Genomic DNA, 14,730 nt, shown 5'->3' on the forward strand with positions numbered 1-14,730 from the left:
CCCACTGCACAATTTACCTTATCTATTAATATCCGTACTGTTAGCTACCTCAACAAGAATAACATCAATTCCTATTTTTTTTATCTGCTCCCATTTTATCACTAAATCCTCATTTTTACTAAAAAAACCTAGAAAGTTGCTTTGCCCTGGCATAATAATAGATGTCACTTTGCCTACTTCTACATCTAATTCAATATCCTTTATAACTCCTAGCCTTCTACCATCAATAATATTAATTACGTCTCGCTGTCTTAGATCTGATATCTTAACCAACATCTGCCACCTCCCTATTCTTATATATTATATGTTCTAGGGGCAAATGAATGTTACAAAAAAAAGACTATGAAATAATTCATAGTCTTTTAATAGTTCTCTATAGGTAAACCATAAAAATTTGTTGTGTTATATGCTTCTACAACTACTTCTACACCTAAATTAATCTGATAAAGCAAGGCAATGATAAGGCCAACAGTTAAGCATATTGTTGCTACCTTTAGCATGAGCTTTCCCCCTACATCAGACGTATTTTTTCATATGACTTAATGCTGCTTTCTCAAGGCGAGACACTTGAGCTTGAGAAATTCTGATTTCGTCAGCAACTTCCATTTGAGTTTTCCCTTCAAAGAACCGCAGGGTAAGAATCAATTTTTCCCGATCACTCAATTTCCTTAAAGCTTCTCTAACAGATATCCCTTCTAGCCAATTTACCTCTTGACTTTTTTCATCTCCTACTTGATCCATTACAAAAATAGGGTCTCCTCCGTCATTATAAATGGGTTCAAACAAAGAAATTGGTTCTTGGATTGCATCTAAGGCAAATACTATTTCTTCTCTTGGGATATCTAATTCTTTTGCAATTTCATTTACTGTAGGTTCTTTAGAGTTCTTGCTAACTAATGCATCTCTAACCTGTAATGCCTTGTAAGCAATATCTCTAAGGGATCTACTAACCCTTATGGGATTATTGTCTCTTAAGTACCTTCTAATCTCCCCTATGATCATTGGTACTGCATAAGTAGAGAATTTCACGTTTTGACTTAAATCGAAATTATCTATAGCTTTCATTAAACCGATGCAACCAACTTGAAACAAATCATCAACATGTTCACCTCTATTGGTGAACCTTTGAATAACGCTTAATACTAGCCGGAGATTTCCACTTATTATCTTCTCTCTGGCGCTTTCATCTCCTGATTGCATTTCTTGGAACAGCTTTCTCATTTCCTTATTTTTTAAGACTGGTAGTTTAGCTGTATTTACACCACAGATTTCAACTTTATTTAATAGCATGTGAAATCCTCCCACTGGACATATTTTGCGATTACATTTTAATTATTTCCAAACCAGTGGTTTTTATTCAGTAAGTCTTATCTGTCGTTACTCCATTTTGACTATCTCTTTTTTTAACCTCTTAATTATTCTCTTTTCAAGTCTTGATATATATGACTGGGAAATTCCCAATAAATCGGCAACCTCTTTCTGTGTTTTTTCCTTCCCCCCCTTTAAACCAAACCGCAACTCCATAATTGTTTTTTCTCTTGAATTTAATTTTTGTAAAGCAAGTCTCAGAAGTTTTTTGTCTACCTCTTCTTCTATTGATTTATATATTATGTCATTTTCTGTCCCTATAACATCAGATAACAACAATTCATTTCCATCCCAATCTATGTTTAATGGCTCATCAAAAGAAATCTCAGATCTAGTCTTATTGTTTCTTCGCAAATACATCAAAATTTCATTTTCAATGCATCTAGATGCATAGGTGGCGAGTTTGATTTTTTTTGCAGGATCAAAAGTATTTACCGCCTTAATCAACCCTATTGTTCCAATAGAAACTAGATCTTCGACTCCTATTCCAGTATTTTCAAATTTTCGGGCAATATATACTACTAGCCTAAGATTTCTCTCTATCAAAACAGCTTTTACTGCTTTCTCTCCTTTTTCTAGCTTCTGAAGTAAAATATTCTCTTCATCTCTGGATAACGGTGGCGGAAGTGCTTCACTACTTCCCACATAATAGATTTCGTCATATATATTTAACTTGCGAAGTAATTTAATATACAGAAGCTTTATTGTTACTTTTAATTCTAAAAATTTTTTAGTCAACAAGTGAACCCCTCCCAAAACTATGTAAGTTGCTGTGCTATTTCTGGATGTAGTAGTGCATTATAAGAGCCTTCGGAACAAAGCCTTCGTTTAAAAACACATACAACTACATCTTTAGTTCGCTTATAATTTTTTTCATCCCTTATTATAATCCAGTCTGGCTTAAATCCAAGAAGCATGCCACCACTGTTTCCGATTGATGAAAAAGGGATGAGCTTTAATTTGTGTTGCCAATTAGAGTGACCTTTGCTTTGCAAAACGCCCATCACCTCATATTGGTCTTCACTTTCTAAATTTTCAAGCAGACTAGAAGGCATAATATTCCTTAGTTTAGATGCTTCCACTATTACAACGGGTAAGTTTGTAATTGGGTCTTTTAAACTGTTTCCTGTATCAACTAATCCGGCTACTTCTGTTTCCATCCCGTCAATAGATATTGTTACAGTAAACCTATTCTGGCTTGTGAGGGCTTTTTGTTTTACGCGGTGGATTATTTTAGAAAAGGTTATTGCTATTATTAACATCCCTAGGGGCAGCCATATAAATTTAATCACTTCATTCAAACTGTCAACTCCAAAAAAGGATATCAGGCCGTAGATGGCTCCTCCAGTAGAAAAAGCAACCAAATAGAAGTATCCCATTCCATAAATTAGTCTGCGTATACTTACAAAGCCAAATGATAATAAAAACATAACTACAGAAGCTGTAAACTTTACCAATCCAAACCAAACCGAGTAATTATAATATGATCCCTGGGGAAGCAGTAGGGCAAGTGAAAATATAGCCCCTACTAGTGCTGCTAATACTAGTCTAGTGCTATTTACAGTAAATTGTCCTATTCTCGCTGCCATCCATAAAATAAAGATGTTCATAAAAACATTTACTGAAAAGAAAGTATCAACATATACAATTTGGTAGCTATCCATTTTGCTCCCACCAGTCTATTCAATTTATATGGGCACAATTATCATTACCCATTATATAAGACAAACCGAAAGAAATATGTCACTTTGTGGCATTAATATAAAAAAAGCTCTCAACTTTTTTGTTGAGAGCTCTAAAACCTATTTTCTACGCAAAAATGCGGGTATATCTAAATCTTCATTAGAAAAGGGTTTAATATTTAAGTTAGATTCGCTTTTCTTTTGTTCACTTTGCTCTGGTTGTACAGTTTCCTTCTTTTCATCAAAACCAGTAGCTATAACAGTAACCCGGATTTCATCTTCTAGGTCTTCATCGATAACTGCACCAAAAATTATATTCGCTTCTGGGTCAGCTGCAGCAGAAATAATTTCAGCCGCCTCATTAACTTCAAATAAGCCTAAATTACTGCCACCAGTTATATTTAATAACACTCCTCGAGCCCCATCGATAGCAGTTTCTAAAAGTGGACTGGATATGGATGCTTTTGCAGCTTCAGCAGCACGTTTTTCTCCAGTAGCATGTCCAATACCCATTAAAGCGGATCCCGTATCTACCATAATAGTCTTGACATCAGCAAAGTCTAGGTTAATTAATCCAGGTATGGCGATTAAATCTGAAATACCCTGAACCCCTTGTCTTAAAACATCATCAGCTATTCTAAAAGCTTCGTTAATAGACGTATTCTTGTCCACTACCTGTAAAAGCTTGTCATTTGGAATAGTGATTAAAGTATCTACTTTCTTTTTAAGATCTTCAATCCCTATATCCGCCTGTTTAGCTCTCTTTTTTCCCTCAAAAGTAAATGGTCTAGTGACTACACCAACTGTCAGAGCACCAACTTCTTTTGCTACTTCTGCAATAACAGGTGCTGCACCGGTACCAGTACCTCCACCCATACCAGCGGTTACAAACACCATATCAGCGCCCTGTAACGCTTCTATTAATTCTTCTCTGCTTTCCTCTGCAGCTTTTTTACCGATATCCGGGTTTGCTCCTGCTCCTAAGCCTTTTGTAAGTTTAGAGCCTATTTGTAGTTTTTGTTCCGCATTTGAGATTTGTAAAGCCTGAGCATCTGTATTTACTGTTATGAACTCTACTCCCTTTAATCCTGATATTATCATTCGGTTGACTGCGTTGTTACCGCCCCCACCGACTCCTACTACTTTTATTTCTGCAAATTGTTCCGCATCTACATCAAACTCCAACATAAAAAGCCCTCCTTTAATACTACGGTTTTAAAAAAAATCTCGGAACCAGTGTTTTACTTTATCAAACATATGATTAAACGAGCTGTCTTTTTCATCACTGCGCTGACAACTTTCATTATTAGAACCGTATAGCAACAGTCCTACACCTGTCGAGTAAGCTGTATTTTTTACTATATCAGATACGCCACCTATTTGATCTGGTACTCCGGCACGCACTGGTAACTCAAGTACTTCTCCAGTCATCTCAACCATACCATCTAATAGAGCCGTCCCGCCGGTTAATACAACTCCCCCAGGAAGTAATCCTTTATAACCAGAGCGTTGAATTTCTCGCTTGACTATTTGCAATATTTCTTGAGCTCTTGGTTCAATAATTTTTGCCAACTCTTTTTTAGAGACAACTCTGGTATCTCTTCCACTTACTCCGCAAACTTCTATGGTATCAGCTTCAGATACAAGTTCTGATAAGACGCACCCAGCCTCCTTCTTAATTTGCTCTGCATTAGCGATAGGCGTTCGAAGACCTACTGCTATATCGCTAGTTATGTAGTCGCCTCCCATAGGAAGAACAGATGTGAAGCACAAACTACCTTGATCATAAATTGCAATTTCTGTAGTCCCACCTCCTATGTCAACTAAAACAGCTCCTAATTCCTTTTCAGCAGGAAGTAACACTGCCTGTGACGAAGCAAGTGAGCTCAACACCAATTGTGCAACTTTAATTCCAGATCTTTCTACAGTCTTTAAGAGGTTTTGTATGGTTGTGCTGGCACCAGTCACGATATGAGCCTCAACTTCTAACCTGGACCCAGCCATACCAACTGGATCCATAATCCCATTGTAACCATCAACAATGAATTCTCTCGGTAGTACATGGATTATCTTACGGTCAGGAGGAATAGAAATCACTTTTGATGCTTGTATTACCCTATCCACATCCCGTTCACTAATCTCATTATCACCACTAGCAACAGCTACTACTCCCTTGTTATTGAGCGAGGCTATATTGGAACCTGTTATGCCGACATAAGCGTACTCAATTTCAGTACCACTCATTTGTTCTGCTTTCGCAACAGCTTCTTCAATTGCTTTAGCCACGTTATCTATATCAACAATATTGCCCTTTCTCAATCCCGATGAGGTACATTCACCAAAACCTATGACGCTTACAGCTTCTTCACTTTTTATTTCTCCTACTAAAGCTACTACTTTTGTAGAACCTATGTCTATACCTACAACTATGTCACGCTTGGCCAACAGTTGCACCCCCAAACCCTTTTGCATTGTGCCCTGTTGGATAAAATTCAACACAAATTAGACATTCCCTTTTTTTTCATTCTAATTTTTTAAATATAAAAAACGACAAGCTTTGCACTTGTCGCTATTGACCATAACTAATTACTGGCGGTCCATTAAACCTAAGATCAATATACGCTATTTCAGCAATATTAGTATCTAACTCATTTAATAATTCTATAGCTCTTTCCATATTTTCACCTGCTTGTTTAGCACTTCCAAGTCTGATATGCAAGCCATTAGTTAGAAACACCACTATGTTTCCGTTATTTGTTACATTAATTTCAGATAATATATTATAAATTTCTGGAGGGGTTTTATTTGCAATTGCTAAGGCTCTCAGAATTGCTTCCTCTTGGATCTGTTCTCCATAGGTAATTTTTTCTTTCATCCTTGCACCTGTAATTATAGGTATTAAAACAGAAGCCAAATTATCAGTATACTCTAATATCATTCCATTCTCTTCTACAACTGCATATTTATTTTCCACAATTACAACTGCTACAGCAGTATGTTCCGTTAAATTTATTTCTAGAGTGGATGGAAATTTTCTTTTAACATTCACTTCATTTATCCATGGATGTAATTTTAAATTTTCATTTGCCTCTTTAATATTAACTTTAAACAAATTTTGACCAGGCTTGATATCTGTTAAATTTATTACTTCATTGACACCTAATTCTTTAGCTCCAACAACTGATATTTTGGTTATATTAAAAAAAGACGATTGCATAAATACAGCAAATGATATAATAACTATTAAAATCATTAAAATCAGTTGCCCCTTACCGCGCTTTCTCTCACTCACAATTTACTTTCTCCTTTTTTATGTAATTTCCCTATATCAATAATTATAGCAAATCATCTCGCCTTGTCCACAATATAATCAAAAAAAGACATTGAATAGACAATGTCACAAGTTAAATGGTTTTTATTTGTGCTCCTAAACCTCTCAGTTTTTCAGGTAAGTTTTCATACCCTCTCTGAATATAGTTTATGTTTTCCACTACCGTATCACCAGAAGCAACTAGTCCTGCAAGTACTAAAGCAGCACCTGCTCTTAAGTCTGTTGCTTGAGTATTAGTTCCACTTAAGTTCTCTACCCCTTTTATTATCGCCACTCTACCGTCAATTTTTATTTTTGCTCCCATTCTTCTAAGTTCATCTACGTGTTTAAATCTATTTTCAAAGATAGTCTCTATAATTATACTAGTACCTTGAATTGTTGAAAGCAATGCCATTAACTGAGGTTGCATATCAGTGGGGAAACCGGGATAAGGAAGGGTTTTTATATCTATTGGTTTTAATTGTTCTTTTGTTTTAACATGAATTTTACCAGACTCTGTTTCAATTTTCACACCAGCCTCTCTAAGTTTAGCCGTAAGTGGTTCCACATGCTCTACAATTACATTGTCAAGGACGATGTCTCCCCTAGTAATTGCAGCACCAATCATATATGTACCTGTTTCAATTCTATCGGGAATAACTGTGTGCTCTATTCCACCGAGCTTCTTTTGCCCTTCAATTCTAATCGTATCTGTACCAGCACCCTGAACTTTAGCACCCATACCGTTTAAAAAGCTTTGTAAATCTACTACTTCAGGTTCTCGCGCTGCATTTCTAATTATAGTTTTACCTTCTGCCAATGCAGCTGCCATCATAACATTCTCAGTAGCACCTACACTTGGGAAGTCAAAGTGTATATCTGCACCTCTCAATTCCTTAGCTCGAGCAGTTATAAATCCATGTTCTTCATAAATTTCCGCCCCCATCTTCTCAAAGCTCTTTAAGTGAATATCCATAGGCCTATCTCCAATGTTACATCCTCCTGGATAAGCAATTTTCACTTCCCCAAAGCGACCAAGCATAGGACCTATGATTAAATTTGAAGCTCTCATTTTACGCATTAGCTGTTCCGATATTGATGTGTGACTAATATTATTTGAATTAATTGTATATGTTCCATTTCCTTCAGACTTAATTTTTGCTCCAAGGCTAGTTAGCAATTGCTCCATTACTTCTACATCTCTTAACATAGCTATATTGTGAATGATACAATCACTCTCAGACATAAGGCTTGCTACAAAAATTGGCAAAATAGCATTTTTAGCTCCGCTTATACAAACTTCCCCTTCTAACCTATTTCCCCCTTTAATAATAAACTTACTCAAAGGCCTCCCTCCTTACATCAATCTTCTCCTAATACCATGACTTCTAACTCTAACTCAATTTCAAACTCTTTTAAGACCCTTTCTTTAACCAAATTAATCAGGCTTAGAATATCTTTGGCAGTAGCACCCCCTGTATTGGTAATAAAATTAGCGTGCTTAGAAGATATTTCTGCTCCTCCAATAGTCATACCCTTTAAGCCTAGTGCTTCAATCAGCCTTCCAGCATAATCCCCTTCTGGGTTTTTGAAAACACTACCTGCATTAGGAAAATTAAGAGGCTGACTTGCTTTACGTTTCCTCAGCATCTCTTCCATTTTGGTTTTAATTAAACCTTTATCGCCTTTCTCCAACAAAAAAGTCGCTTCTGTCACCACCATATCGCATAGATTAGATTGCCTATAAGAAAACTTCAATTGGTTTTTGTTCAAGTGCTTAATTTTGCCTTCCCTATCAATTACTTCAACTCTTTCAACTAACTCACCTATTTGGTATCCATGAGCACCGGCATTCATAAGCAGTGCTCCTCCCAAGCTAGCCGGTATACCAACTGCAAATTCCATCCCCTTAAATCCATAGTCACATGCCTTCCTAGCTAGCTTTGGTAACGAAACCCCTGCTTCTGCAGATATAGCTTTTCCTTCAAGTTTAACGTGGCTTAAACTATTTCCTAATTTAATTACTATTCCCTTTATTCCATTATCTTTCACTAAAACATTAGAGCCGTTTCCAATTACTAAATAGTCTTGTAAATACTTATTGGCTATCATTATAGCTCTAGTTATATCCTTTTTGTCCTTGGGTAGGACTAATATCTCTGCATTTCCACCGACCTTCCAAGTTGTATGGTTTTTCATAGATTCTTGTGCTAATACTGGCCCTTCGATTTCTTGTTTTAGGGCATCCAGTGCAATATTGCTCATGTCTTCCCCCCGCCTCTCATGAAACTTTTCTCAGTCGTTTCGCCAAGGCTACAGCGGTCTTCCAGATGTCTCCAGCTCCCATGGTTATTACAGCATCTCCTGGTTGAACAACCTTCACAATGCGATTGATAATTTCTTCTTTACCCCGACAATGATAGGCCTCGGTTTCTCCAATTAATTCGACTATATCTTTTGAACTTATATTAGTTATAGGCTTTTCACCAGCTGCATATATATCATCTATCAAGACTAAGTCAGCTTTAGCAAAACTAGCTGCAAACTCACGGTATAGTTGAGCAGTTCTTGAGTATCTGTGGGGTTGAAAAACACAAATTACTTTACCGTTTGTGATATTCTTTAAAGCTTCTAGGGTTGCAATTATTTCTGTAGGGTGATGAGCATAATCATCTATAATACTGACGCCTTCTGCTTTTCCTATAACTTCAAAACGACGTTTTACCCCACTAAATTTCTTTAGTGCCTCACAAATATCACTAAATTGTAAGCCCATCTCTAAGCTTATAACTATTACTGCAAGAGCATTACTAACATTGTGCTTCCCTGGAACATTGAGGGTTAACTTACCTAGAAAGCGATTATGATAAAAAACATCTGCACTTGTTTCAGTTCCATGGTACCTTAAACTTGTAGCATATAAATCTCCAACATCAATACCATAGGTAATACATTTTTTTGCTTTATCAGCTATTTTCATAGTTTGACTGTCATTTGCACAAAGTACAACTAAACCGTTTCTTGATTCAATATCTGAGACAAAGTTTTCAAATGCGCTAATTATCTTCGATTTAGACCCATAGTAATCCAAGTGATCGTCTTCTATATTGGTCACTACACCCATTGTTGGAGTCAGCTTTAAAAAAGAACCATCACTTTCATCAGCTTCAGCAATAAAGTGTTTACCTTCTCCCCACTTAGCGTTTCCTTCTAAGTACTTTACATCACCACCTATAACTATAGCTGGATCTTGCTTGCACTCTTCTAAAACTAACCCCAACATTGCTGTGGTTGTGGTCTTGCCGTGAGCACCTGCAATAGCAATCCCCTCTTTTTGCTCCATCAGCCGAGCTAACAACTCTCCTCTGTGCAGTAAATTTATGCCTAATTCATTGCATTTTAATAGTTCAACATTTTCTTCAGGGATAGCTGTTGAAATCACAGCTAAATCTATATCAAATGAAATGTTTTCTTCTGCGTGCCCTAAATAAACCTCTGCTCCTTTATCTTTTAAACGTCTTGTAACTTCGGTTTGGCTTAAATCTGAACCGGTTACTTCATACCCTTGGCTGAGCAGTATGTCAGCTAACCCACTCATTCCAATACCACCGATACCTATAAAGTGAATTTTTTTTATATTTTGTAGCAATTACTTCTACCCCTTTCACATTATTTACACACGTTCAGACAATACTGTGAATTATTCCCAAAACTAGTAGATAAAATGTTGTGATGCTGTATATTATGCACCTATCACTTAGATGTTACTTTTACCCACTAGGTAAGGTTTGAATAATAGACTGCCCAATTTTCTCTATTGCATCTGGTTTTCCCATGAGCTTTGAGTTATTACTCATGCGCAATAATCTATTTTTATCTTGGATTAATTGATTGATATTATCTAATAATAGAGACCCATTTAAATCTTTATCTAATATAAGGAAGGCCGCATTCCCTTTTTCTAACGCCCTAGCATTAAATTCCTGATGATTTTCCGCCGCATAGGGATAAGGAACTAAAATAGAGGGGATACCTTTTGCTGTAATCTCAGCTAGCACTGTAGCTCCAGCTCTACTGACAATAATATCAGCTACAGCAAACGCGTTTTCCATATCATTCATATAGGGTTTTAGAACTATATTTTCTCTATTAATGTGAGGGTTACCTATTCTACTTAAATTTTCGATTATTTCTTCATAACCTGCTTGTCCTGTTATTAAAATCACTTGCGCATCAGTTTTATAACTATATTCCTCTATTACTTTGAGGGCTGCAGTATTTATACTCTTAGCTCCTCTGCTGCCCCCCATTATTAATATTGTAGGCTTATCTGCTAAATTGAGCTTGGCTAGCGCCTCTCTCCTTGTAGTATTCATTATGGCTTCACGTACAGGTAAACCTGTTGTAACAATCTTACCTTTGGCATTTCTAAAATACTCTTTTGATTCTTCATATGTTAAGCAGATAACTTTAGCATATTTAGCTAAGAGCTTGTTAGTTATACCGGGATAAGCATTTTGTTCATGAATTGCTGTTGGAATTTTTAGCATAGCTGCTACCATTACTACTGGACCGCATACATAACCCCCTGTACCTATTACCACATCTGGCTTAAATTCCTTTATTATACTATAGGATTCGACCATACCTTTTACCATCTTTAGAATAGATTTGCTCGCTTTTAAGGGGTTGCTCCTAGAAAGACCTTCTACTGTTATAGTCTTAAAGGGTATTCCTGCATTGGGAACTATATCGCTCTCTAATCCCTTTTTAGTTCCAATAAATAAAATCTCCACATTGCTATATTTTTTTTTAAAATAATCACAAATAGCTAGTGCTGGGTAAATATGACCTCCAGTTCCTCCACCTGTAACAATGATTTTCACTTAATCACCTCGTCTTGCAGTATCTTGAAATATTTAACAGTAACCCCACGCCAATTAAGGTGAATACCAGGGACGATCCTCCAAAACTAATAAATGGCAAAGTAATACCTGTCACCGGCATGGATCCTGTCACCACTCCTATGTTTATAATTGCTTGCAGTGCAATCATACTAGTTATTCCTACCGCTACTAAGCTTGTATAAGAATCTGGTGCCGTCACTGCAATTCTGAGCCCGCGCCACACAAATAAAAAGAAAAGTGCAATTACTATTGCTGTCCCCATAAAACCTAATTCTTCACCAATTATGGCATATATAAAATCAGTATGCTGTTCAGGTAAATAGAGATATTTTTGTTTACTATTAGTTAAACCTACTCCAGCTAATCCTCCAGATCCTAATGCATATAGGGATTGAATTATTTGAAATCCAGATCCACTAGGGTCTGCCCAGGGATCTATAAAGGCTGTAAATCTTTTCATTCGATAAGGCTCTAAGTAAATTGCGGCGCTAACTACTGCAACTCCTAAAGCCCCTAGACCACCTAGGTGAATTATTTTTGCTCCTGCCGCAACAAATAGAATAAACGTAGTTCCAGCAATGGCCACAGCAGTTCCCAAGTCTGGCTGCATTAGAATAAGCAAACAGGTAATACCTAAAACTGCCAAATGGGGAGCTAGACCTTGGACAAAATACTTAATCCGATCCTGATACATACTCAAGCTCTTGGCCATAAACAATACCATTATTAATTTCATTACTTCTGATGGCTGAAATGATAGGGTGCCTATTCCTAACCATCTAGTTGATCCCTTGACCGATGTCCCAACACCAGGAATAATCACGAGTATTAAAAGAAATATTCCTCCTACTAAAGCTAGCCCAGTATATTTTCGAATCCTGTATATATCTATCTTCATTATTGAGAACATAGCAAGAAGTCCAATAATAGCCCACATACTCTGTCGCTTAACATAAAAAAATGCATCTCCACTGTTCCGCACATAAGATGTAGCGGCACTAGAGCTAAAAACCATTATTATTCCGATAGAAAGTAGTAACACTGTTGCTAGAAAAACCCCAAAATCGGGAGAGTTCTTTGCTCTCTTCACCCTATTTAACCCCCTAACTGTCTTACCAGTTTTTTAAACAATTCTCCCCTCTCTTCAAAACTATTAAACATATCCCAACTTGCACAAGCAGGTGAAAGAAGTACTACATCCCCTGATGATGCTATACTTTTAGCAGTTTGTACAGCTTCGGGATAATCTTTTACTCTATGAATGTCTTTAACCCCTTCTTTCAATGCAGCATTGTTGATTTTATCCGCAGTTTCTCCTAGAACAATCAAGGATTTTAACTTCGGTGCCGCTAACTCCATAAAAGAACTAAAATCGCTGCCCTTATCTTTACCTCCAGCAATTAGAATTATAGGTTTGTCATAGGCTTTAACAGCTTTTATAGCAGCATCTGGGTTTGTTCCCTTGGAGTCATTTACAAATTCAACTCCATCAATTATATCTACGAACTCTAGTCTGTGTTTAACTCCCTTAAAGTTCATAAGTACTTCTTTAATGATTTGAGAATTAATCCCTACAGCATATGCTATAGCAGTAGCTGCAAGAGCATTCTCTAAGTTATGCTCCCCTTTTATATGCACGTCTTCAACGTTACAAATAATACTTTCTCTTTCATTGTCATTGAACTTACATACAATCTGATTGTCCCTAACAAAAACTCCTTGCTCTAAAGTATGCTGGCAACTAAAAAATATCACAGTTCCTGGACAGGAATCTGACAACTTTTTGGTCTCTTCATCGTCATAATTAAGTACAGTATAGTCCCCTGTTTCTTGGTTAGCAAAAATTTTCGCCTTTGCTGCAATGTAATTAGAGAATGTTCCATGCCTGTCTAAGTGATCGGGTGATAAATTGAGAATCGCTGCAACCTTTGGTTTAAATTCCTTTGTATTCTCTAACTGAAAACTACTAACCTCGGCTATCACTTTATCTTTTGCTTTTATCTCACTAATTACATCTAACAGAGGTGTACCAATATTGCCTCCCAAGTGACATCTCTCACCTGCATCCTTCACAATTTGATGAGTTAAAGCAGTAGTCGTAGTCTTTCCATTTGTCCCTGTAATAGCAACAATAGTTGCGTTTATATAAAAGTATGCAAGCTCTAGTTCACTTATAATTTCAATATCAGCATTTACAGCTTCGGTAATTGGCTGAATATTCATTGGGACACCAGGGCTTATTACAACAAAATCATAACTCCCTTTAGTGATTTCCGGGCATACCCCTAAATAAGCTCTGTTTATTTGCTTAGCCAATTCATTAACTATTTCCTTTATTTTAGCAGTGTCATTACTATCAAACACATCCACTATTAAACCTTTAGTTGCTAAAAAGCGCACAGCTGCCTGTCCGCTCTTCCCCATTCCTATTACTAAAGTTTTCTTTGCGTTTTTTATTTTCATGTTGTCTACCTCACTTATTTTAAATGCTACTATCTAAAAAGCTAGTATCCCCACAACTACCAATACGAATGCTGCAATCCAAAAGTATCTGACCACTTTACGCTCATGCCAACCACCTAATTCAAAATGATGGTGAATTGGGCTCATTCTAAATATTCTCTTTCCTGTTAGTTTAAAAGCAATTACCTGAACTATTACCGAAATCGCTTCTACGACAAATACTCCTCCTATTATTGGCAAAAACAACTCAGTCTTTGTAATTACTGCTACAGCTGCAATTGCTCCACCTAAGGCAAGTGAACCAGTGTCCCCCATAAACACCTTTGCTGGATAGCTATTGTATCTCAAAAACGCAAGACACCCTCCAGCTAAAGCAGCACTAAAATATGCCATATCCATTTCCCCAGCTAAAATGCTTAAAAAAATCAATCCCAAAGCTACAAAAAAAGTTATCCCTGTGGCCAATCCATCTAATCCATCAGTTAGGTTAACTGCATTTGTAGTCCCCACTACAACTATTATTACAAAGGGGAGATATAGTATCCCCAAATCCCATGTTTGTTGTGTAAATGGAACAATTACTTCAGTACCTCGATCTAAGTAAAATCCAGTTACCCAGGCCAAGGTAAACGCTAATAGTATTTGTCCAAAAAGCTTCTCTTTTGCTCTAAGCCCTAAAGACCTTTTGAGTACAACTTTGATAAAATCATCAAGAAAACCTATTAAACCATATCCCACTGTAACTACTAAGGCTATTATAGTCATGGCATTTAATTCTGAAACTATTAAGACTGAAGTAATAATTGCAATTAAAAATATTACACCACCCATTGTAGGTGTTCCTGCTTTTTTTATATGACTCTTAGGCCCATCATCCCGCACGTACTGACCAAACTTAAGCTTTCTTAAAATTGGTATTAACACTGGCCCGACAAGAATGCCTATTACTAGTGCTACAATGAAAGCTATGATTACCTTTTCCATTTATGACAAACCTCCA

General features: G+C 36.7%; 15 protein-coding genes. All 15 read right to left on the reverse strand.

Going from position 1 to position 14,730, the window contains the following annotated elements; translation table 11 throughout:
* Positions 1 to 18: 18 nt before the first annotated feature.
* The 15 genes from GGQ84_RS05650 to mraY all read right to left on the reverse strand — a co-directional run bounded on the left by GGQ84_RS05650 (position 19) and on the right by mraY (position 14,714).
* Complete coding sequence (locus GGQ84_RS05650; RefSeq protein ID WP_429160473.1) at positions 19 to 273, reverse strand: YlmC/YmxH family sporulation protein; 255 nt, start codon at positions 271 to 273, stop codon at positions 19 to 21.
* A gap of 89 nt (positions 274 to 362) precedes the next feature.
* Positions 363 to 500, reverse strand: a complete 138-nt coding sequence (locus tag GGQ84_RS05655) for a hypothetical protein (protein WP_429160318.1) — start codon at positions 498 to 500, stop codon at positions 363 to 365.
* Positions 501 to 516: 16 nt separating this feature from the next.
* Positions 517 to 1,290, reverse strand: a complete 774-nt coding sequence (gene sigG, locus GGQ84_RS05660; RefSeq protein WP_429160321.1) for an RNA polymerase sporulation sigma factor SigG — start codon at positions 1,288 to 1,290, stop codon at positions 517 to 519.
* Positions 1,291 to 1,377: 87 nt separating this feature from the next.
* On the reverse strand, positions 1,378 to 2,106 hold the full coding sequence (gene sigE / locus GGQ84_RS05665; protein ID WP_429160322.1) for an RNA polymerase sporulation sigma factor SigE: 729 nt from the start codon (positions 2,104 to 2,106) through the stop codon (positions 1,378 to 1,380).
* Positions 2,107 to 2,126: 20 nt separating this feature from the next.
* Positions 2,127 to 3,032 (reverse strand): sigma-E processing peptidase SpoIIGA, encoded by a 906-nt coding sequence (locus tag GGQ84_RS05670; RefSeq protein WP_429160324.1) that lies wholly within the window; start codon positions 3,030 to 3,032, stop codon positions 2,127 to 2,129.
* Between the two features lie 138 nt (positions 3,033 to 3,170).
* Positions 3,171 to 4,238 (reverse strand): cell division protein FtsZ, encoded by a 1,068-nt coding sequence (gene ftsZ, locus GGQ84_RS05675; RefSeq protein WP_429160328.1) that lies wholly within the window; start codon positions 4,236 to 4,238, stop codon positions 3,171 to 3,173.
* A 27-nt stretch (positions 4,239 to 4,265) separates the two neighbouring features.
* Positions 4,266 to 5,504: a cell division protein FtsA gene (ftsA, locus tag GGQ84_RS05680; protein WP_429160475.1), complete on the reverse strand. Its 1,239-nt coding sequence runs from the start codon at positions 5,502 to 5,504 to the stop codon at positions 4,266 to 4,268.
* Positions 5,505 to 5,619: 115 nt separating this feature from the next.
* Entirely contained in the window at positions 5,620 to 6,342 is a 723-nt protein-coding gene (locus GGQ84_RS05685) for a cell division protein FtsQ/DivIB (protein ID WP_429160331.1), read from the reverse strand.
* A gap of 112 nt (positions 6,343 to 6,454) precedes the next feature.
* Positions 6,455 to 7,705: a UDP-N-acetylglucosamine 1-carboxyvinyltransferase gene (murA, locus tag GGQ84_RS05690; RefSeq protein ID WP_429160333.1), complete on the reverse strand. Its 1,251-nt coding sequence runs from the start codon at positions 7,703 to 7,705 to the stop codon at positions 6,455 to 6,457.
* A 17-nt stretch (positions 7,706 to 7,722) separates the two neighbouring features.
* On the reverse strand, positions 7,723 to 8,625 hold the full coding sequence (murB, locus tag GGQ84_RS05695) for a UDP-N-acetylmuramate dehydrogenase (RefSeq protein ID WP_429160336.1): 903 nt from the start codon (positions 8,623 to 8,625) through the stop codon (positions 7,723 to 7,725).
* Positions 8,626 to 8,641: 16 nt separating this feature from the next.
* Positions 8,642 to 10,009 (reverse strand): UDP-N-acetylmuramate--L-alanine ligase, encoded by a 1,368-nt coding sequence (gene murC / locus GGQ84_RS05700; RefSeq protein WP_429160339.1) that lies wholly within the window; start codon positions 10,007 to 10,009, stop codon positions 8,642 to 8,644.
* A 121-nt stretch (positions 10,010 to 10,130) separates the two neighbouring features.
* Complete coding sequence (murG, locus tag GGQ84_RS05705) at positions 10,131 to 11,246, reverse strand: undecaprenyldiphospho-muramoylpentapeptide beta-N-acetylglucosaminyltransferase (RefSeq protein ID WP_429160342.1); 1,116 nt, start codon at positions 11,244 to 11,246, stop codon at positions 10,131 to 10,133.
* Positions 11,247 to 11,250: 4 nt separating this feature from the next.
* The gene (gene spoVE, locus GGQ84_RS05710) at positions 11,251 to 12,357 is read right to left on the reverse strand and encodes a stage V sporulation protein E (protein WP_429160344.1); all 1,107 of its coding nucleotides are present in this window, start codon (positions 12,355 to 12,357) and stop codon (positions 11,251 to 11,253) included.
* A gap of 5 nt (positions 12,358 to 12,362) precedes the next feature.
* Entirely contained in the window at positions 12,363 to 13,730 is a 1,368-nt protein-coding gene (murD, locus tag GGQ84_RS05715; protein ID WP_429160347.1) for a UDP-N-acetylmuramoyl-L-alanine--D-glutamate ligase, read from the reverse strand.
* A gap of 33 nt (positions 13,731 to 13,763) precedes the next feature.
* Positions 13,764 to 14,714: a phospho-N-acetylmuramoyl-pentapeptide-transferase gene (mraY, locus tag GGQ84_RS05720; protein WP_429160350.1), complete on the reverse strand. Its 951-nt coding sequence runs from the start codon at positions 14,712 to 14,714 to the stop codon at positions 13,764 to 13,766.
* Positions 14,715 to 14,730 lie beyond the last annotated feature (16 nt).

Source organism: Desulfitispora alkaliphila (assembly GCF_050433185.1).
Classification (GTDB): domain Bacteria; phylum Bacillota; class Desulfitisporia; order Desulfitisporales; family Desulfitisporaceae; genus Desulfitispora; species Desulfitispora alkaliphila.